This window comes from Vitreoscilla stercoraria DSM 513 (assembly GCF_000382305.1).
GTDB lineage: Bacteria > Pseudomonadota > Gammaproteobacteria > Burkholderiales > Neisseriaceae > Vitreoscilla > Vitreoscilla stercoraria.
On record NZ_KB908020.1, the window covers coordinates 81,886 to 101,209 of the forward strand.

The following is a 19,324-nucleotide window of genomic DNA, read 5'->3' on the forward strand; positions in this document are numbered from 1 at the left end:
TTGTGGCTTACAGGACGCTTATTGTACCGATTTATGTATCTAATTGGCGTAAAAATTCATGCAAAGTGTGGGCGAATGCTTGCGGAGCTTCCCATTGCAGCATGTGACCGCAGCCGTGTAAGGTGATGCTGGCGTATAAATTGGGCAATAAAGCTTGGCGTTGTGCTAAAACATTTTGCACTTGTTTTAAATAATGGTTGTGCGTGAGCGCTTCGCCTTGTAACCACAAAACTGGCATGGATAAGTGTGGCCACAAGGTTTTCAATCGATGCCAATCGTAAGGATGGGCTTGTGGCAAATCGTGCTTGGGGTCAGCATGGTAATACCATGCGTTATTTTGGTATTTGGTTAACGCTTGTGCCATAAAATGGGCGTATTCGATATTCATGGCAGGATTGCGTTTTTGCAATTTGAGGACCAAAGTGTCTAAATTGTGAATGGGTTTGGGTGTTTTAGCGCAAGGTTCACTGACAAAGCGTTGCATGCGCTGGCGAATGTCGGTGGCGTCGTTTAAAACAGGCATGCCAAAGCCTTCTGCCATGGTTAAAGAGTGGATCCGTTCAGGAAACAAACTGGCGTAATGGGTGGCGAGCATGCTGCCCATGCTGTGACCTATCAGGTGGAGCGGTGCTGTGGGGCTGATGTGGTTTAAAACCGCATGCAAGTCTTGCAACATGACCATGCGTTCATAATAACCATGAGCTTGCCAATCAGAGCCGCCAAAGCCACGCCAATTGAGTGCATAAATGTCGTAAGTTTCAGGCAACGCATCAATGACTTGCTGAAAACTTAACGCACAATCCATCCAACCGTGTAAAAACAATAGTTTTGGCCGCGAAAGTCGCGGCCAATGTTGTATTTTGAGGTTCAAGCCATTGCAATAAAAGTCAATATTTTGTGCGATATTGGCAGCTTGGTATGTCTGAATGGATGTCATTATACAGCAGGATACCCAGCTGCTTTTAAAGCAGTTTTGAAGTCTTCTACATTGAAGTCATCACTGTGGGTTACCACGACAGTGCCATCGTCTAGTTTGACATTGACAAAGCGCGCTCCTGCCACGGCTTCACCTGCGGTTACAATTTTATCTACATCAGCTTGAGATGATACACCGCTAGCTGTTAAACGAGTTTGAGCCATAAAGCCTCCGTATACTGGATGTTGATTTTAAGGAAGAACCACTTTAAATCATGAATGTGTTACGATGCGGATGGAAAAATTAATCAAATGTATTGAGCGTTCAATCATGCAAGCTAGAATGCAGTTAGGCATATTTTGTATCAATACTGCCAATATTTGTATGATTTAGCAATCTATTTTAAGAGAAAACTATGCGAATAAAATTCCTCACGGCGATGGTGTTGATTGGTTTGTTGGGAGCCTGTGAATCGAAAGTCAATACCGACGGCAGTAAGACAACGGTTTCCGAAACTAAGTCAAATAATCAAAACATAAGTTCCGCAGATGAATCAGTTCAAAAAGACATACAGGCCGCTTTGAAAAAAGCTTATCCTAATGAAGATGTCAAAGTCGAAAGTGTGTCGAAGACACCGATTGCCAATTTGTATGAAGTCGTGGTGTTTCCTAAGCAAGTGATTTATGTCGATGCCAAAGGCGAATACATGTTGTTGGGTAATTTGATGGACATGAAAAATCAGGTGAACTTGACCGAAGAGCGTTTGAGTGATTTGAATCGTGTGGATTATCAAACATTGCCATTTGAATCAGCCATCAAAGAAGTGCGCGGTAATGGTCAATACCATGTGGCGGTGTTCAGTGATTTGGACTGCCCATTTTGTAAGCGTTTAGAGCAAGAAATTGAGAAAATGACGGATGTCACCATCCATACTTTCTTAATGCCGATTGACTCTTTGCACCCGCAAGCGAGAGCGGCATCCAAACAGCTGTGGTGTCAGCCCGATCGCACTGCTGCATGGACCAATTGGATGCGCAAAGGTACACCTATTCCAGCTGTAGCTGAATGCCCAAACCCTGTTGATGATTTGGTGGCTTTGAGCGAGAAACTAGGCTTTAATGGTACCCCAACAATTGTGTATCCAAATGGCAAAGTGCAATCGGGTTTTTTACCTAAAGAAGCATTTGAACAAGCTTTGCGTGACAATCAAAAGTAAACGGGTAATTGTTCTATTTAATCTGCTGCAAATTGAGATTAACTGTGTTATTAATAGAGTTTGATTGCAGTATTCTTAATTTAAGGAAAATAGAATGAGTGATTTGAACCAACAATTTGAACAAGCCCAAAAAGACGTGGTGAGCTTGGCTGAGCGTCCTGAAAACTCTGTTTTGTTGAAATTATATGCTTATTACAAACAAGCTGTTGATGGCGATGTGAGTGGTGACAAACCAGGTATGTTTGATTTGGTGGCTAAGAAAAAATATGCTGCTTGGGAAGAGTTAAAAGGCACGTCTTCTGATGAGGCTAAACAATTGTACATCGCTGAAGTAGAGCGTTTGTTAAACGAAGAATAAAGCGTCCTGAATGTAAAACAGCTTGGAAATCATCCAAGCTGTTTTTTTATGTGCATATGCGTGGCCTGTTAAGTATTTTCCACTGTGTTGTTGTGGTTTTTTAGGGTGATGGCTTTGCTTAAACGGCTGGTTTTAACTTTTTGCAAAGGCAATTGAAATTTCACTTGCAAACCTTGAGGCACCACATTTTTAGCGCTGATTTCGCCTTGATGTTGTTCTACCACGTGTTTGGCAATAGCCAAACCCAAGCCTGTACCATTGCTGGTGCCGCTGCTGTCTGCGCGGTAAAAAGCGGTGAAAATATGCGGCAATTGCGCCTCATCGACACCATTGCCATTGTCTGTAATCAAAACCGTCAATTCTTGTTTGCCCAATTGGCAATTGATGGTAATGACACTGCCAGTTGGGCTATATTTGATGGCATTGCGCAAAACATTGTCAAAAGCTTGGTATAAATAACCTTCATTAGCTTTGATAATGACATTATCGTTGCAAGGATTTAATTGTAATAATTGCTGTTTTTCTTCGGCCAATGGGATGGAGTCATTGATTAAATTTTCAATGAATTCATTGAAGCTCAAATCATCGTATTGAATCTGTGTGGTTTTGTTTTCAAGGCGGGCAAGCGTTAATAACTCACCTACCAAATTGTTCATACGCAGTAATTCATTGTCTAATTTGCCTAAGTGCTTGTCTAGTTTGGCAGGTTGTTGCTGAATCAAGCCTAATATGGCTTGCATGCGAGCCAAAGGCGAGCGCATTTCATGTGAAACATGGTGAAGCAAATGGCGTTCTTTTTCGACCAAGCGTTGTAATTCAACTGCCATATCATCAAAATCAATGGCCAAATCAGCCAATTCATCTTGGCGTTTGCCCATATGGGGTCGAATGCGTGTGTCCAAATCACCACCTGCCAAAGAATGGAAGCCTGTTTGTAAAATTCGGATGGGTTTGGAAATGTAATTGGCCAAGATATAAGCAGCCGCAAGGCCTGCCAGTAAAATCAAGGTGACGGCAATCAGTTCATGCCAAATTGGCGCAAGCGGTAAGCCGGGAATCAGCGGTGGTCTTGGTAAGACAGTAGGGATGGTTTGCTGCCAATTTTCGATGAAAAAATAATATTCTTGCCCCCATGCATCGGTCGCAATACCTACTAAGGGCGATTGGCGTTTGTCTGCAATAAATTGCATGACATGTTGTAACTCTTCGGCATTGACAGGACGGCCTAAAATGTCTTTATGGTCGTCCCCACGCACCACCAACAAGCTGCTGATGGCACTCATGTGTTGCCAATCTTTGAGTAAGCTAATGAGTTCATCCTCGCCGCGTTTGCTGAAAATATCCACGCTTGTATTAATCATGGATGCTTGAAAATTTCGTTGTTGGCGAAATTGCACATCAGCCACAGTGGTTTGTACTACCCAAAATGAAAATGTGGCAATGACAATCGAGGCAACAATAACCAAACAAAAAATGGAAAAAATTTTCAGAAACAGGCGATTCATATGAATTTAAGGCTTACTCAGTTGCGCACAAACAAATAGCCCAAACCGCGTACGGTTTGAATCAAGCTGGCATCACCCAATTTTTGGCGAATGCTAGAAATGTGTACGTCAATACTGCGGTCAAACTTCGCCAATTTGCGATCCAAAGCTTCTTGTGACAAGGTTTCTTTACTCACCACTTGACCTGCATGGCGCATCAATACTTCTAATAAATTGAATTCGGTGCTGGTTAGCTCTAATGATTGATCATCTTTGGTGGCTTGGCGTTTTGATGGTACCAATTTGACATTGCTCACAAACAAAGTGTCTGAGTTAGGTGTCTTGTTTTGTTGGCTTTCGGTACGGCGCAAGATGGCATAAATACGTGCCAATAATTCGCGAGGCATACAAGGTTTAGGCACATAATCGTCTGCACCCATTTCTAAACCAATAATGCGGTCAATGTCATCGCCTTTAGCGGTAAGCATGATGACAGGGATGTTGCTTTGTTGGCGAATCGCTTTCAAAGCATCCAATCCATTCATAATGGGCATCATTGAGTCCAGTACCACAACATCGTATTGGCCAGACAAAGCTGCATCGCGACCAGCTTGTCCATCATGCTCTATGCCGATTTCCAAACCTTCTGCACTTAAATAATCGCTTAACAATTCTGTTAATTCTGTATCGTCATCAACCAATAAAATACGGCTCATGATAGTCTCCCAATATATATATATGGCTTTATTCTGCCTTTGATTGTTAACAAAAGCCATGCTTTAACTGACTTTTACTCAAAATTCCATGCTTTAAGCATGTTCAAACTGATAGATTGAAATGCAAGTAAGTTCGTTCCGTTACCATACGTCCACGAGGGGTTCTTTGTAAAAAACCTTGTTGAATCAAATATGGTTCAATCACATCCTCTATCGTATCGGTAGATTCACCAATAGCAGCGGCAACGTTTTCAAGACCGACAGGGCCGCCTGTAAACTTGCTGAGAATGGTTTGCAATAGTTTACGGTCTAACATATCTAAACCTTCGTGATCCACATCAAGCATGTGCAATGCAGCATCGGCAACTTCACGAGTGATTTGACCAGCATTTTTCACATCGGCAAAATCGCGTACGCGACGCAATAAACGATTGGCAATGCGTGGTGTGCCGCGGCTGCGTTTGGCAATTTCAAAAGCCGCATCAGGCAACAAGTCCAATTGTAATAGTTGTGCTGAACGGCTGACAATGTGGGTTAAATCTTCGGCATTGTAAAACTCCAAACGCGCCACAATGCCAAAACGATCACGTAATGGGTTGGTCAACATGCCTGCACGAGTGGTCGCACCAATTAAGGTAAATGGTGGCAAATCAATTTTCACTGAACGGGCTGCAGGGCCTTCACCTATCATGATGTCTAGTTGGTAATCTTCAAGAGCAGGATACAGAATTTCTTCGACAATAGGACTTAAACGGTGGATTTCATCGATGAACAAAACATCATGTGGTTCTAGATTGGTCAAAAGTGCGGCCAAATCGCCAGCGCGCTCTAAAATGGGTCCTGAAGTTTGACGCAAATTCACGCCCATTTCTTTAGCAATGATGTGAGCCAATGTGGTTTTGCCTAAGCCAGGAGGACCGAAAATTAAGGTATGATCTAAAGCTTCGCCCCGCAGTTTGGCCGCCTCAATGAAAATATGCAATTGCTCACAAGCCTTGGCTTGACCAACATAGTCTTGCAAGGATTTTGGGCGTAAAGCACGCTCTAGCAACTCTTCTTGGTTGGATAAGAGGGGTGATGCAATGGTTCTTGCAATGGGTTGGGAAGACAAAGAGTCGGTTTCTAACATAAAAGCGTCCTGTAAACGACTTGCAAAAAGACATTTTAACGGTTTTATAGGTCGAAAGCTTAATAAACCATGAAGCCCTGTTATAAGACCATCATAACAGGGCAAAAGTTAATTCACGTACCATTAAAAAATCAGTCGGGCCAAGAAAATCAATACCACAGCACCCAATACTCCGAACAGCAAACCAGGAATGTTAAAGTTACCTGCATTGTTTGCAGCACCGATTTTTAAGACGCTGCCAAATAGCCAACTGCCTAAAGCGGAGCCTACTATGCCAATAATGATATTCATTAAAATACCAGTGTTGGTTCCCATAATCACGCCGGCTAACCAACCAATGATACCACCGACTATTATGCTGATAATGATGTTCATGAGCCACCTCTTTTGAATGTGTTGAAGTAATGGCGTTTAGGACTATGAAAGTAGAGCTTTAATTCCCGACTGTACTTGTTTTAACACTCATTGTTAGATTGTGATTGGATTGCTTATTCATATAATAGGACCAGTCTTAAGACGGGTTTAGGTGAATATGGTAAACTTGGTTTATCTTTACATTACAGCGACACACCCTCATGCAAAAATTGGTGATTGCGTCACGCGAAAGCGTATTGGCCATGTGGCAAGCACAACACATTCAAGCTCGTTTGCAGCAGTTATATCCTGATATGGATATTAGTATTTTGGGTATGACAACCCAAGGCGACCAGATTTTGGACAAAACTTTGTCTAAAATTGGTGGTAAAGGTTTGTTTGTAAAAGAGTTGGAACAAGCTTTACTCGAAGGCCGTGCTCACTTGGCAGTACACTCGATTAAGGATGTGCCTATGGTGTTGCCAGAAGGTTTTGTATTGGCGGCGATTGGGGAACGTGAAGATCCTTATGATGCGTTTGTGTGCAATCAATATCAAAGTTTGGCTGAATTGCCAGCAGGTGCTGTAGTGGGAACATCTAGCTTGCGTCGTGAGGCACAAATTCGGGCGCAATACCCTAATCTAGAAGTCCAACCTTTGCGTGGTAATGTGCAAACTCGCTTGCGCAAACTAGATGAGGGGCAATACGATGCGATTATCTTGGCTGCCGCTGGATTGAAACGTTTGGGCTTGCAAGAGCGCATTGCCAATTTATTGACGCCGCAAGAAAGTTTGCCTGCAGCAGGGCAAGGTGCATTGGGCATCGAAACTTTGGCCGAGGCCAAAGAAGTACAAGATTTATTGATTCCTTTGAATCATGCGCAAACTGCCGCATGTATCACAGCGGAACGGGCTTTGGCTCGTGCGCTTAATGGTAGTTGTCAAGTGCCACTGGCTGCATTTGCAACTGAAGAGGATGGTATTTTGACTTTACATGGTTTGGTGGCGCATCCTGATGGTTCTATGGTGTTAACTGCTCAAGCTCAAGCACCTGTCGCTTATGCAGATGCTTTGGGGCGAGCGGTGGCTAAAAAACTAGCCCAAGATGGTGCCGAAGATTTGATTGCGGCGGTGTTGAATTCAGAGTCAGCTTAAGCGGCTTTTGGAAACGAGTATGGCTATGAAACATTGTGTTTTGGTTGTCAGACCTCAAGAACAAGCGGTTTCCTTGTTGAATTATTGTCAACAGCAAGGCTGGCACACAGAGTTGTTTTCCAGTTTGGAAGTGCGAACTTTGACTCATACTCATGAGGCTGTGCAAGCGGCCTTAAATGCGTCTGATGTGGTTTTTTGGGCCAGTGCCAATGCCATTGCCAGTTCTAAAAAATTGGGCGTGGTGCCACCGCTGCGCAATGTTTGCGTGGGTCAGGCAACTTTAAAAGTGTTTTACCGTTATTTTCCTCGCTCTGTGGCGGTGGCGCCTGATGATGGTTTGGACAGTGAAGCGGTTTTGCGTCTGCCTTTGTGGCAAGATGCAAGCTTGCAGCGGGTATTGATTGTCAATGGGGAAGGTGGGCGCAAATGGTTGACGCACAGTTTGATGGGGTTGGGCAAAAGTGTGCAAACTTTGTCGGTTTATCAGCGCATTCCTGTAGCGGTTGATTGGGATCGTTTTCGTCAAGTGACGCAAGCGTATAATTGTATGGTTTGTGTGTATTCACTCGAAGCAGCAGCACAATTGTTTGAACAAGTGCCTGTTGATTTGCGTGAACGTTTACAATCCTTGTTATACTTCACTATTCATGAGCGTATTGCAGAATCATTGCGTGATTTAGGAGTCCATCGTGTGTTGGTAGGACAAAATGGACATGAAGATGTTTTGCAGTTACTACATGAGCATGCAAAAAATTAATCTTCACATATCTTACCACTGACTATGTGGTTATCATAATCATAATACAAAACATATTCATCACTTAGGAGGGCCACATGGCAGATCAACCTGAAGCAAAACCTTCACACACCGAAAGTTCAGCATCCAATCAAGCTGTGCCAACGGCGGTTGTGGCACCGAATCCCGTAGTCGTACAGCACAGCAGCGGTGGAAAAGGCATGGCATTGGGTGCGTTGGTATTGTCATTGTTGGCTTTGGGTACGGGTGGTTTGTTGTTTGTACAAGGCCAAAACACTTTCAAAAATCTTGAAAGCAATGTCAGCCATAAAATTGATCAAGCCAAAGTGGGTGAAGTAGATGCCTTGTTGGCGATGAAAACCACCCAAGAATCCCAAAAAATCTTGGCGCAGCAATTACAGCAATTGCAGCAAGACAATCAACGCTTAAATCAACAATTGGTTCAAATTGATCAAGTATATCAACAACTGGTTAAATCCCGTCATCAATGGTTGATTGATGAAATCGAGTTCAGTTTGAATGTCGCCACTCAACAATTATTGCTAACGGGCAATAAAGAAGCAGCCATCAAATCTTTGCGCAGCATTGAAAATCGTTTGAATCAATTTAACCGTCCTGAATTGATTCCTTTAAAGCAGGCCATTAGCTCTGATTTAGTCGCGTTGAGCCAAGGTGCCTCAAATGTCAATGTCACTTCTACGGCAGTGATGCTCAGCAGCCTAGAAGGGCGCGTTGATGGCTTGAAAACTTTGCTAGAAAGTACGCTGACTCAACCTGAATTGGTGAAAGATTCTGCCAATGAAAATGCTGCGTGGTGGGAAAATGTTTGGGGTGATGTGAAAAACAGTTTCCGTGGTTTGGTAGAAGTGCGCAAATTGGATAATAAAGATGCCATGTTGATTGCGCCTGAGCAAAGTGAGTATTTGCGTGAGAACATTCGTTTGCATTTGGTCAGTGCCCGTATTGCATTGATGCAACAACAAAGTGAATTGTATGCCAATGAATTGCAAACAGTTGAAAGTGCTGTGCGCCGTTATTATGATTTGGCACATCCATTGACCAAGGCATGGTTGGCAGACTTAGAAAAAGTGCAGCAAGTACAATTGGGTGGTAACTTGGGCGACAGTTTGAAAAACAGTTTGGCGGCAGTGCAAGCGTACCAACAAAAAAATCCATCAGAAGCAAGTGTTTTGACTTTGCCGTTACCTCAAACAACAGCGCCTACGGCTCCTGCTGAAGAAATTCAAGATGCCAAGCCTGCAGCGGCCAGTGAGCCTAAAACAACTGTGCCTGAAAAACCGGAACCTAAGCTTGCGCCTAAAGCTGCCGCCTCTGCGCCACAAGGAGGTCAAGCATGAAGGCTTTGATTTGGTTGGTGGTTTTGTTTGCTGCGGCAGCTGGAGTCGCTGTATTAACCCATGCTTATCCTGGTGATGTGTTTATCATCAATGGTGATGAAATGCGCCGCATTTCTTTGAATACTTTTATTATGGCCACAGTCTTTTTGATGGTAGTGGTGTATTTGGTATTGATGTTATTAGGGCGTATTTTGTCGGCCCCAACGGGTATGCGTCGTTTTAATCAACGTCGTCGTCGCGAGCAAGTGGCTCATTCATTGAATGAGGCAGGTCAAGCTTTTTTTGAAGGCCGCTTTCAGCAAGCCCAAACCCAAGTTGAAAAGATTTTAAAAAACAAGGCTTGTGGTGATGCTGAGCCTTTGGCTTTGATGTTAGGTGCATACAGTGCTGAGCAAACTCATGATGAGGTTGCCAAGCAAAACTATTTGCAACGTTTGTCTGTTTTGCCTAAGTCTATGCAGTTGTCGCGTTACTTGCTTGAAGCAGAAAGTGCTTTAGAGCGTTATGATTATGAAGTGGCGCAAAAATCGATTGATGCAGCCAAAGCTTTGAATCCCGGTTTAACACGCTTGCTGCAATTAGAGCTACGCATGGCAGTGGATCAAAAAAATACCATGCAAGTATTGCGTTTGTCTGAACAATTAGGCAAAGCGGGTGCTTTGAGTAAAACTGAATTGCAACAATATCAATGGGTTGCGTATCGTCAATTGTTGGCACAATGTCAAGATGCCAAAGCATTGAAAACGTGCTTGAAGCGAATTCCTGAAGCTGATCAAAAAGGCGGCCTGAGTGTTGAAATTGGTGAGCGTTTTCAGCAATTGGGCTTGTATCAGCAAGCAGTGCAATGGGCGAAAACCCATTATCCGATTCAGCGTGACGTGGCATTATTAACAGTGTTGTTTGAATCGGTACAACATTTGTCAGATAAAGAGCGTCAGTTGGCTTTTGAAGTAGCGGATGGCTGGTTAAAAACATATCGCGAGGACAAAGATTTACTATTGGCTTTGGGTGAGGCAGCTTATGAACAAAAATTATGGGGCAAAGCGCAAAGTTATTTGGAAGCGAGTTTGTCGCAACAAGAAACCATTCAAGCCCATTTGAATTTGGTAAAAGTGTTTGAAGCCACTGAACAAAAAGCATTGATTGAGAAACACCAAGCGGCAGCTTTGGCTTTGGTGCAAAAAGTAGGTACTTGGGAAGATTGATGTTGAATTGAAATGTAAAAGCCGCTATAACCAAGCGGCTTTTGTTTTTTTGGGGGAAATAATATGGGTTTGGATGTTACAGCTTGGATAGTGATGCTGTTAGCAGGTGCATTTGCAGGATTTTGGGCAGGTTTGTTGGGTGTAGGAGGTGGCTTAATTATTGTCCCAATTATGGTGTGGATATTAAGTGCTCAGCATGTGGGCAGTGATGTGAGCCAGCATTTGGCCATTGGTACTTCGTTTGCAGTGATGGTATTTACCAGTTTATCCAGTGTGCTCGCGCAAAATAAACGTGGGGCGGTACAGTGGGATTTGGTATTGAAATTGGCACCTTGGATGGTTGTCGGTACATTGGTTGGCGCAACCGTTGCCAAATGGATACCTGGATTGGCTTTGAAAATGGTGTTTGTCGTGTTTGCTTATGTGATTGCAGTGCAGACTTTTTTAGATTTCAAACCCAAAGCAAATCGTCAAATGCCTGGCGTTGTAGGTTCGGCAGCTTCCGGCTCTGCCATTGGTATGCTTTCTTCTTGGGTTGGCATAGGTGGTGGTTCTTTATCGGTGCCATTTATGTTGTTTTGTAATGTACTGATTGTAAAAGCAGTAGGAACATCGGCGGCTTTGGGTTGGCCTATTGCCATTGCAGGCAGCATGGGTTATTTGATTAATGGTTGGTCAGTGTCTGATTTGCCGCAAGGTGCGGTGGGCTTTATCTATTTACCGGCTTTGTTGGGTTTGGCTGTGGGAACGGTGACATTTGCGCCACTGGGTGTGAAAGTTGCGCACAAATTGCCACCGCGTAAATTGAAAATTGCATTTGCTTGTATGTTAACTTTAACGGCCACGCAAATGCTGTGGAGCATCGTTCAAGCTTCTTAAAAAGAATTGATATGCGTTTATTGCAATAAAACGGTTGCCAAAAATATGAAAAAAACGCTATATTTAATTGGTGTATTAAGGTTTTAAATCTGTTTTTTGGTCGGAGTGGCCATGTTTTTCTGACATGGCTTTCAGGTCGAGTGCACACCATCATCTATCGATTTTGACAATCGTCTTCTGTTAATCATTTCTATATAAAGGGGTGCCGATGGAGCATTCTTATCCTCTGGTTGAAACCATTGTCGGAGGCTTGGTCTTTGCGTTTATCTTGGGCATGGTAGCGCAAAAATTACGCATGCCACCATTAATTGGCTATTTGTTTGCGGGTATTTTGGTAGGACCTTTTGGTCCAGGCATTCCTGGCTTACAAGGAAATTTAGAGTTATCACATCAATTGGCTGAGTTGGGTGTGATTTTGTTGATGTTTGGTGTCGGTTTACACTTCTCTATCAAAGATTTGATGGCGGTGAGAAAAGTGGCTTTGCCAGGAGCCATTGTGCAAATGGGTTTTGCGACCATTTTAGGCATGGGCTTGGCTGCATTAATGGGCTGGAGCTGGGGCACTGGTTTGGTATTTGGTATCGCTTTGTCTTGTGCCAGTACTGTCGTGCTGATGGCTGCTTTAGAGCGCTGGCATTTGAAAGACTCCAATCGTGGTCGTATTGCCATTGGTTGGTTGATTGTTGAAGACATCGCCATGGTGTTTGTTTTGGTGTTGATTCCCGCTTTGGCAGGCTTATTGTCTGGCAAAGAAGAAAGCATGGCATTTTCTGAAGTGGCTTGGTTGGTCGGTAAAACCACTTTCTGGATGGTGTTGTTTGTCGCGGTGATGATGATCGGTGGTAATAAGTTGATTCCGTGGTCATTGAAAAAAGTGGTGCGCACGGGTAATAAAGACTTGTTCCGTTTAGGCGTGTTGGCAATTGCCCTGGGTTGTGCCATTGCAGCGCATTACTTGTTCCACGTTTCTTTTGCCTTGGGTGCTTTTTTTGCAGGCATGATTTTAAGTTCAACTGAAATGAACCATGCAGCAGAAGAAGAAACCATGGCAGTGCGTGATTTCTTCACGGTGTTGTTCTTTGTATCAGTGGGTATGTTATTCAATCCAGGTGTGTTTACCAGTATTTCAGGTGTGACCTTGGTATTGACAACTTTGTTGATTATTATCGTAGGTAAGTCGGTAGCAGCTTACGCCATTGTTAAGATGTTTGGCTATCCGAAGACCACTGCTTTGACCATTGCTGTGGCTTTGGCACAAATCGGTGAATTTTCGTTCATGATTGCCTCTTTGGGTTTGACTCATGGTATTTTAGAGCCTGAGCAAAACGATGCTATTTTGGCTGCCGCCATGATTTCTATTATTTTGAATCCATTGTTATTTGTATGGTTGAATAAATACAAAGAAAAAGCAAACAAAGCAGCTGCAGCCAAAGAAGCGCAAAACAAAACGGATGTGTTGCCTGAAGGTGCAGTGGAGCAAGAAGCCGTTGTGGCTGTCGATGATGGTAAGCCGCATGCGAAAGTCGCTGCACCCATTAAACCTTTGTCTATTAAATTTGAAGACGAAGACATGGTGGTGGTGCCACAAGCATTTCATCACAGTGTGTTGATTGGTTATGGCACCATCGGTAAAAAAGTTTTGAATGCCTTGCGTGAAAAAGGGCAAAGCGTCTTCGTACAAGACAGCCGTTTGGAAGTGGCAACGCAATTGCGCTTTGAGGGTGTACCTGTGGCTTATGGTCATGCTTTGTCTGAAGGCATGCTGGAGGCGGTATTTGTTCAAAGTGCGCGCGATTTGATAGTCACCATTAGCGATACTGTGGAAGCTGTGGAAATCATCAGTATGGCTTTGGAATTGAATCCGAATTTGAATGTGATTGCTCGTGCGCAAAATGAAGATGAATACCGCATGTTGCAAGCAGCGGGCGCTCGCAATATTGTGTATTTCCATGAAGTAGTGGCAGAAAAAGTCATTGATATGTTGAGTATGGATGAGCCTACACAATCTCAATTGCAAGAGGATATGACCAAAGTCATTGTCACCGCAGTGGAAGCTCACCGTCCTGAAACCGATGCGGTTGATGTGAATGGTGCATCTACTACGGCAGCACAAATGGAAGCGCAAGAGTTGGATGCGGTTGCTGTCGAGGTAGTTAAGGGTGATGAAGTACCTAATGCTGCTAAGCAACGTGCGGCCATGCCTGAGGTGAGTGTGAATACCAAAGATGTGACGGTAGAAAATACTTCGCCAGCGGCACAGATGGAAGCTGAGGAGTGTGATGCTGTGCAAGTGGAAGAAGTGCACAAGCAAACCACTTTGAAAAAATAGCCTAAGTATTGACTGTATCAAAGCTTTAAAAAGCGTCCTGTAAACTTTACAGGACGCTTTTTTATATGGACTCTGTTGGCGGGGATTTTTTTTGATACTGTTGCCAGAAATGAGCGTGATGTCGCTCGAATTGCTGTATGCCTAATAGCAGATAAGGTGCTGCATCTTCTAAATTTTTTTGCAAAGAAGGCGGTGCATTGAGCAAATAAGGTTGCAAAATGGTGAAGCCACGGTAATGGTTGGCTGGTAAAAATGGAAAACCGATGGTGATGGTCAGAGGACTTTGTTGGTCTAGACAAATTTTGGTTTTGATTTCAACGCATGGAGTCACATAAATAGGCAAATAAATCGATGACAATTTGCCTAAACTCAGTAAAGCTTGTTTGTTTGGATTGCGTTGCCAATAAGATTCCACAGACTCTTCGGCAATGTTTTTGCGATAAATATCTTGTCCATTGAATAAAACAGTATCCAATTGTAAATGGGTTTGTTTGCTCAGTTTAGACAGCATATGGGCTGCGGTAAAGCCAGTGGCAAGCATGGTTTTTTTACTCAGCACATCATTGTTTTTGGGGAGGTCTTGTTGGGTGTTTAAACTGATTTGAGAGCGATTAGACAGGGTTTTAATAATACTATATGCGTATTGATGTATGTCTTGATTGGTTTTTCCCAATAAATAATCATTCACAAAGCCTAAAATGAAATGCCAGTCTGCACCAAATTGTGCGACGCGCAAATGGCTAATGGCGCTGGAAGTAGGCTCGTTTAAAGCTTGACTGATATTTTCTTGATTGTGCCAATAAATAGGGCATTGTGCCAAATTGGCAATCGTACTGCCCAAGTAAGCGCCAACCCAAAAAATAAAATTGATTTGGTCTGGGCGCAGTTGATCTTTATGATTGACAAAATCTTGCTCCAATTGGATAGGGTACAAAATACTGTCTAGTTGTTGCAAACTGTTAATGGAATAATCCCAGTAGGATTTGTGTTTTTCAATTATGTCTGCATAAGCCAAACCACCGGGAATGACGGCTTGCTGGTAGACCATTTGTTGGAAAATATGCATCCAAGTGGTGGGGTCGCTAATATGGCGTAGTTGTTGTGCCAAAATAATGTTTTCAACTTGTATGCTCAACGGTGTTGATACTACCTCTAATGACAGTTGTTTGAGAACCAAATCTATGGGTGGCAACCATTGGTTACCAAGATGCAACAACATGCTGGTGCTTAACGTGCGTGGCAATCTTTGTTGGGCTTGAGGATTGGTTTCGGTAAATTTTTGGTAGCTATACCAAATTGGTTGTTCCCCAAGCGCATGACCCAGCACTTGGCCAATGTAAGCGGACAACAATAAAATGGTGTTGCGTTGATTTTGACTATGAGATTGCGGTGAGAAAAGCTGGGCACAATGGTTGCGGTGGTATTCAAAAAAGAGGTCTAGGTCTTGCAAACTATCGAATTGTTTGTTCCAAGTCAATTGACGCAACGCTTCTTCGAGGTACCATCCACCCTTGGGGTTCTGATGGCTTTCAAAACACCCGAGCAAATAATTCATGATTTGATTGGCTTCGATTGACATGGTGAGCCTGTATCCATTGTAAAAGGTAAAGCTTGTATAACAATAAGCAGTCCAACTATGGATACAAAAGCGTCCTGTAAGTTTTACAGGACGCTCTTTTTTATTGCAATAATGTGTGAATTACACCAAAGCTTGTGCTTTTGCTACTTGGCGATAGTGGTGTAACAATGGCTCAGTATAGCCGCTAGGTTGAGCCGTACCTTTGAAAATCAAATCAGATGCTGCTAAGAAAGCAGGTGATGTTTCAAAACGACCGACCATCGGCGTGTAAACCGCATCACCAGCATTTTGACCATCAACCACAGCCGCCATGCGCTCTAAGCTTTCACGCACTTGTGCTTCACTGACAATGCCATGCACCAACCAGTTGGCAATGTGTTGGCTAGAAATGCGCAAAGTGGCACGGTCTTCCATCAAGCCAATGTTGTGAATGTCTAATACTTTAGAGCAGCCTACACCTTGTTCCACCCAGCGCACCACATAACCCAAAATACCTTGGCAGTTATTGTCCAACTCTTGTTGCTTCTCAGCATCAGACCAATCGGTATTTTCAGCTAAAGGTGGCGTCAACAATTCATTCAACAAATCTGCTTTTTCGCCTGCCAAAATTTCTTTTTGAACATCAAATACATTCACTTGATGGTAATGCAAAGCGTGCAAAGCCGCGCCTGTTGGTGATGGTACCCAAGCGGTGGTTGCACCTGATTTAGGATGGCCGATTTTTTGTTCCAACATTTCCGCCATCAAGTCAGGCATCGCCCACATGCCTTTACCAATTTGTGCTTTGCCAGCCAAGCCGCAAGCCAAACCGATGTGCACGTTGCGCGTTTCGTAAGCTTTGATCCAATCGCTGTTTTTAATGTCGCCTTTGCGCAAAACCGCGCCTTGGTACATAGATGTGTGCATTTCATCGCCTGTGCGGTCCAAGAAACCTGTGTTGATGAACACCACACGTTCTTGGGCTTGAGCGATACAAGCTTTCAAATTAGAAGAAGTGCGACGCTCTTCATCCATAATGCCCATTTTTAAGGTATTTGCTGGCAAACCAGTCAATTTCTCAGCCTCACCAAACAAACGATTGGCAAACGCCACTTCTTCAGGGCCGTGCATTTTTGGTTTTACAATGTAAACCGAGCCTGAGCGGCTGTTGGTATTCTCACCACGGCTTAAATCGTAATGTGCAATCAACGCCGTCATCACGCAATCCATGATGCCTTCAGGAATTTCATTGCCATCTTTGTCCAAAATCGCAGGCGTGGTCATCAAATGACCTACGTTGCGGATGAACAACAACGAACGACCTGGCAATTTGAAGCTTTGACCGTCTTTACCTGTGTATTCACGATCTGGATTCATGCTGCGGGTGAATACTTTGCCGTTTTTCTCGATTTCTTCAGCCAAAGTACCTTGCATCAAACCAAACCAGTTGCGGTACACCAAAGTTTTGTCTTCGCCATCCACAGCTGCAACCGAATCTTCACAGTCCATGATGGTCGACAAGGCCGCTTCCATGATAACGTCTTTGATGCCAGCAGGATCTTGCGCACCGATGGCGCTGGTTTTGTCGATGATGATGTCAAAATGCAAACCATTGTGTAAGAACAACAATGAAGCAGGTGCGGCTGCATCGCCTGTGTAGCCTACGAACAATTCAGGCGATTGCAAAGCAACGTTTGAGCCGTCCTGTAAAGTCGCTTGTATTTCACCATTAACAATGGCGTAAGCGGTAGTATCTTTGTGGCTGCCTTGTGCTAAAGGAATGGCTTGGTCTAAGAAGTTGCGGGCAAATTCAATCACTGCCGCACCACGTTTTTCGTTATAGGTTTTGCCTGCTGCCAATTCGCCTTCTTGAGCGATGGCATTGGTGCCGTACAAAGCGTCGTACAAGCTGCCCCAACGAGCGTTAGCGGCATTGATGGCATAACGAGCGTTGTTGATAGGTACGACCAATTGAGGGCCAGCTTGTGTTGAGATTTCCACGTCTACATTGGCAGTTGAAATTTGGAAGTCTTCAGGCACATCTACCAAATAACCGATTTCTTTTAAGAATGTTTGATAAGCCGCTTGATCTTGGATTTTGCCCGGATTTTGGCGACACCATTCATCCATTTGGATTTGGATTTCATCACGTTTTGCCAACAAAGTCTTGTTAACGGGTGCCAATTCGTGCACCAAATCACTGAAACCTTGCCAGAAGCTGTTAGAGTCAACGTGTGGATGATTTGGAATCAACTCTTGTTCAATGAATTGGTACAAAATCTCATCTACTTGTAATTGTGCGGCTGTTTGGTATTGTGCCATTGGATGAACTCCTTTGTAATTGAAACATGCTTGTTTAGCAAGCATCTGTTTATCATGATTAGCAGTCTAGCGATTTTGGTTTTAATTGTCTTGGTTTCGCTATTTAAATCATTTTTTCTCAAAAATCGGAACATCTTGAATAAAATTGTTTGAAATAATGGAACACTTTTTTCAGGTATGGTTTGAAAAGTTGGAGTTTATGCTTGAAATGAAAAAAGCGTCCTGTCAATATTGACAGGACGCTTGAAGAATAAGACAGTCTTTATATTAGAAAACTAACTGTTTTAGTGATGGTGGCCGTGTTCGCCATGAGCATGACCGTGTTCGATTTCTTCTTTGGTCGCAGGGCGAATGTCATTGACAGTGGCTTTAAAACGCAAGCGCATGCCAGACAAAGGATGATTGCCATCTACCACTGCTTTGCCATCGGCAATCTCTGTGACGCGGTATACCAAAGAATCACCAAATTCATCATCAGCTTCAAACATCATGCCCACTTCCACTTCTACTGGAAAGGCTTCTAAGTCTTCGATGCGAATCAAATCTTCATCTTGTTCACCAAATGCATCGTCTGGTTCCAACGTCACATCGACCACATCGCCTACATTTTTACCGTGTAAAGCCTCTTCTACCAATGGAAAAATACCATCGTAACCACCGTGCAAATACACGATGTCTTCTTCTGTTTTGTCTAATAACTGGTTGTTTGTGTCAAACATTTCGTATTGCAAGCTGACAACATCATTTTTTTGGATCGGCATAGTATCGCTCTTTTCAAAATTATTCAGAAGGACATTATAAAGGTGAATGCGACGATAGCCCAATTTAACTTGGGAATCTGAAGGGAAGTGTATGTAAAGGTCTTTGGTGAATCAAGGTGTTTTTAGAATATGGGTGTAGAAAATATTGGAAGAAACAGGTTTTTTTATGGGAAGTTTATGAAGTTTTAATGAGTAATAAAATGGTTTGTTGGGGTCACCTGTATGTATTTATCATTGAAATGATTAAAATTGAATCAATTTTAGGCTTTTATGTTGTTTGTGTGTTTCAAGTATGAAGTTATTGTGAGGTTTAGAGTCATATTGATGCTAAGTAATGTGAAAAAAGACATATCAGCCCAAATGCACCATTTGTCACTGTGATTTTGTTGGTGCATAATGCGTTCAACTTCAGAACACGAAAGCTTAAAGCACAATATATACAAACTTCTTGTGTCGATATAAACAATGATGTTTGTGTGCTTTAAGTAGAGTTTATTTATACATTGTTAATATTTAATTAAGGTTACAAAAATGAAAAAATCATTGTTAGCTGCTGCTGTTATTTCTATGTTCTTGGCTGCTTGTGGTGGTGAGCAAGCTGCTCCTGCTGCTGCTTCTGCTCCAGTTGAAGCGTCTGCAATTGTTGAAGCTTCTGCTCCAGTTGAAGTTTCTGCAGTTGTTGAAGCATCTGCTCCAGTTGAAGCTTCTGCAATCGTTGAAGCATCTGCTCCAGTTGAAGCTTCTGCTGCTTCTGCTGCTTCTGCTGCTCAATAATTCAAATTTTGAATTGCAAAAAACCCGCCTTGATGGCGGGTTTTTTGTTGTCTG

The 19,324-nt window shown here is 43.1% G+C and carries 18 protein-coding genes; 9 read left to right on the forward strand and 9 right to left on the reverse strand.

Features of this window, described 5'->3' with window-relative positions; translation table 11 throughout:
* Window positions 1–31: 31 nt before the first annotated feature.
* Both H150_RS0103020 and H150_RS0103025 read right to left on the reverse strand, forming a co-directional pair.
* Window positions 32–937 (reverse strand): alpha/beta fold hydrolase, encoded by a 906-nt coding sequence (locus tag H150_RS0103020; RefSeq protein ID WP_019957570.1) that lies wholly within the window; start codon window positions 935–937, stop codon window positions 32–34.
* A complete protein-coding gene (locus H150_RS0103025; RefSeq protein WP_019957571.1) occupies window positions 937–1,140 on the reverse strand; it encodes a heavy-metal-associated domain-containing protein in 204 nt (67 codons plus the stop codon). The genes H150_RS0103020 and H150_RS0103025 overlap by 1 nt, the downstream gene beginning before the upstream one ends.
* Window positions 1,141–1,331: 191 nt before the next feature.
* On the opposite strand from H150_RS0103025, the gene H150_RS0103030 reads away from it, so the two are divergent.
* Both H150_RS0103030 and H150_RS0103035 read left to right on the forward strand, forming a co-directional pair.
* On the forward strand, window positions 1,332–2,132 hold the full coding sequence (locus tag H150_RS0103030; protein ID WP_026353421.1) for a DsbC family protein: 801 nt from the start codon (window positions 1,332–1,334) through the stop codon (window positions 2,130–2,132).
* Window positions 2,133–2,226: 94 nt separating this feature from the next.
* The gene (locus tag H150_RS0103035) at window positions 2,227–2,490 is read left to right on the forward strand and encodes an acyl-CoA-binding protein (RefSeq protein ID WP_019957573.1); all 264 of its coding nucleotides are present in this window, start codon (window positions 2,227–2,229) and stop codon (window positions 2,488–2,490) included.
* Between the two features lie 68 nt (window positions 2,491–2,558).
* On the opposite strand, the gene H150_RS0103040 is transcribed toward H150_RS0103035, so the two are convergent.
* The 4 genes from H150_RS0103040 to H150_RS15370 all read right to left on the reverse strand — a co-directional run bounded on the left by H150_RS0103040 (window position 2,559) and on the right by H150_RS15370 (window position 6,194).
* The gene (locus tag H150_RS0103040; protein ID WP_019957574.1) at window positions 2,559–3,995 is read right to left on the reverse strand and encodes a sensor histidine kinase; all 1,437 of its coding nucleotides are present in this window, start codon (window positions 3,993–3,995) and stop codon (window positions 2,559–2,561) included.
* A 17-nt stretch (window positions 3,996–4,012) separates the two neighbouring features.
* A complete protein-coding gene (locus H150_RS0103045; RefSeq protein ID WP_019957575.1) occupies window positions 4,013–4,690 on the reverse strand; it encodes a response regulator in 678 nt (225 codons plus the stop codon).
* A 103-nt stretch (window positions 4,691–4,793) separates the two neighbouring features.
* Entirely contained in the window at window positions 4,794–5,819 is a 1,026-nt protein-coding gene (gene ruvB, locus H150_RS0103050) for a Holliday junction branch migration DNA helicase RuvB (protein ID WP_019957576.1), read from the reverse strand.
* 123 nt (window positions 5,820–5,942) lie between these two features.
* The gene (locus tag H150_RS15370) at window positions 5,943–6,194 is read right to left on the reverse strand and encodes a GlsB/YeaQ/YmgE family stress response membrane protein (protein WP_019957577.1); all 252 of its coding nucleotides are present in this window, start codon (window positions 6,192–6,194) and stop codon (window positions 5,943–5,945) included.
* Window positions 6,195–6,394: 200 nt separating this feature from the next.
* Between H150_RS15370 and hemC the strand changes: the two genes are divergently transcribed.
* From hemC to H150_RS15200, 6 genes are all read left to right on the forward strand, one after another.
* Window positions 6,395–7,327: a hydroxymethylbilane synthase gene (gene hemC / locus H150_RS0103060; RefSeq protein ID WP_019957578.1), complete on the forward strand. Its 933-nt coding sequence runs from the start codon at window positions 6,395–6,397 to the stop codon at window positions 7,325–7,327.
* Window positions 7,328–7,346: 19 nt separating this feature from the next.
* Window positions 7,347–8,084 carry a uroporphyrinogen-III synthase gene (locus H150_RS13600; protein WP_019957579.1) on the forward strand — a complete coding sequence of 246 codons (738 nt, stop codon included), beginning with the start codon at window positions 7,347–7,349 and terminating at the stop codon, window positions 8,082–8,084.
* Between the two features lie 77 nt (window positions 8,085–8,161).
* A complete protein-coding gene (locus H150_RS13605; protein WP_019957580.1) occupies window positions 8,162–9,442 on the forward strand; it encodes a uroporphyrinogen-III C-methyltransferase in 1,281 nt (426 codons plus the stop codon).
* Window positions 9,439–10,647: a heme biosynthesis HemY N-terminal domain-containing protein gene (locus tag H150_RS0103075; protein WP_019957581.1), complete on the forward strand. Its 1,209-nt coding sequence runs from the start codon at window positions 9,439–9,441 to the stop codon at window positions 10,645–10,647. The genes H150_RS13605 and H150_RS0103075 overlap by 4 nt, the downstream gene beginning before the upstream one ends.
* A 63-nt stretch (window positions 10,648–10,710) precedes the next feature.
* Complete coding sequence (locus H150_RS0103080; RefSeq protein ID WP_019957582.1) at window positions 10,711–11,526, forward strand: sulfite exporter TauE/SafE family protein; 816 nt, start codon at window positions 10,711–10,713, stop codon at window positions 11,524–11,526.
* 208 nt (window positions 11,527–11,734) lie between these two features.
* Window positions 11,735–13,855, forward strand: coding sequence for a cation:proton antiporter domain-containing protein (locus tag H150_RS15200; RefSeq protein ID WP_019957583.1), 2,121 nt, complete (start codon window positions 11,735–11,737; stop codon window positions 13,853–13,855).
* A gap of 61 nt (window positions 13,856–13,916) precedes the next feature.
* Here H150_RS15200 and H150_RS0103090 read toward each other — a convergent pair whose 3' ends face one another.
* From H150_RS0103090 to H150_RS0103100, 3 genes are all read right to left on the reverse strand, one after another.
* Window positions 13,917–15,434 carry a hypothetical protein gene (locus H150_RS0103090; RefSeq protein ID WP_019957584.1) on the reverse strand — a complete coding sequence of 506 codons (1,518 nt, stop codon included), beginning with the start codon at window positions 15,432–15,434 and terminating at the stop codon, window positions 13,917–13,919.
* Window positions 15,435–15,554: 120 nt separating this feature from the next.
* Complete coding sequence (locus H150_RS0103095) at window positions 15,555–17,735, reverse strand: malate synthase G (protein ID WP_019957585.1); 2,181 nt, start codon at window positions 17,733–17,735, stop codon at window positions 15,555–15,557.
* A 284-nt stretch (window positions 17,736–18,019) separates the two neighbouring features.
* On the reverse strand, window positions 18,020–18,496 hold the full coding sequence (locus H150_RS0103100; protein WP_019957586.1) for an FKBP-type peptidyl-prolyl cis-trans isomerase: 477 nt from the start codon (window positions 18,494–18,496) through the stop codon (window positions 18,020–18,022).
* A gap of 531 nt (window positions 18,497–19,027) precedes the next feature.
* Between H150_RS0103100 and H150_RS0103110 the strand changes: the two genes are divergently transcribed.
* The gene (locus tag H150_RS0103110) at window positions 19,028–19,270 is read left to right on the forward strand and encodes a hypothetical protein (RefSeq protein WP_019957588.1); all 243 of its coding nucleotides are present in this window, start codon (window positions 19,028–19,030) and stop codon (window positions 19,268–19,270) included.
* The last annotated feature ends 54 nt before the right edge of the window (window positions 19,271–19,324 follow it).

Bases quoted from the DNA above. Each gene is read 5' to 3' on its own strand.
- H150_RS0103020 (WP_019957570.1), bottom strand. From the start codon at position 937: ATGACATCCATTCAGACATACCAAGCTGCCAATATCGCACAAAATATT.
- H150_RS0103025 (WP_019957571.1), bottom strand. From the start codon at position 1,140: ATGGCTCAAACTCGTTTAACAGCTAGCGGTGTATCATCTCAAGCTGAT.
- H150_RS0103030 (WP_026353421.1), top strand. From the start codon at position 1,332: ATGCGAATAAAATTCCTCACGGCGATGGTGTTGATTGGTTTGTTGGGA.
- H150_RS0103035 (WP_019957573.1), top strand. From the start codon at position 2,227: ATGAGTGATTTGAACCAACAATTTGAACAAGCCCAAAAAGACGTGGTG.
- H150_RS0103040 (WP_019957574.1), bottom strand. From the start codon at position 3,995: ATGAATCGCCTGTTTCTGAAAATTTTTTCCATTTTTTGTTTGGTTATT.
- H150_RS0103045 (WP_019957575.1), bottom strand. From the start codon at position 4,690: ATGAGCCGTATTTTATTGGTTGATGACGATACAGAATTAACAGAATTG.
- ruvB (WP_019957576.1), bottom strand. From the start codon at position 5,819: ATGTTAGAAACCGACTCTTTGTCTTCCCAACCCATTGCAAGAACCATT.
- H150_RS15370 (WP_019957577.1), bottom strand. From the start codon at position 6,194: ATGAACATCATTATCAGCATAATAGTCGGTGGTATCATTGGTTGGTTA.
- hemC (WP_019957578.1), top strand. From the start codon at position 6,395: ATGCAAAAATTGGTGATTGCGTCACGCGAAAGCGTATTGGCCATGTGG.
- H150_RS13600 (WP_019957579.1), top strand. From the start codon at position 7,347: ATGGCTATGAAACATTGTGTTTTGGTTGTCAGACCTCAAGAACAAGCG.
- H150_RS13605 (WP_019957580.1), top strand. From the start codon at position 8,162: ATGGCAGATCAACCTGAAGCAAAACCTTCACACACCGAAAGTTCAGCA.
- H150_RS0103075 (WP_019957581.1), top strand. From the start codon at position 9,439: ATGAAGGCTTTGATTTGGTTGGTGGTTTTGTTTGCTGCGGCAGCTGGA.
- H150_RS0103080 (WP_019957582.1), top strand. From the start codon at position 10,711: ATGGGTTTGGATGTTACAGCTTGGATAGTGATGCTGTTAGCAGGTGCA.
- H150_RS15200 (WP_019957583.1), top strand. From the start codon at position 11,735: ATGGAGCATTCTTATCCTCTGGTTGAAACCATTGTCGGAGGCTTGGTC.
- H150_RS0103090 (WP_019957584.1), bottom strand. From the start codon at position 15,434: ATGTCAATCGAAGCCAATCAAATCATGAATTATTTGCTCGGGTGTTTT.
- H150_RS0103095 (WP_019957585.1), bottom strand. From the start codon at position 17,735: ATGGCACAATACCAAACAGCCGCACAATTACAAGTAGATGAGATTTTG.
- H150_RS0103100 (WP_019957586.1), bottom strand. From the start codon at position 18,496: ATGCCGATCCAAAAAAATGATGTTGTCAGCTTGCAATACGAAATGTTT.
- H150_RS0103110 (WP_019957588.1), top strand. From the start codon at position 19,028: ATGAAAAAATCATTGTTAGCTGCTGCTGTTATTTCTATGTTCTTGGCT.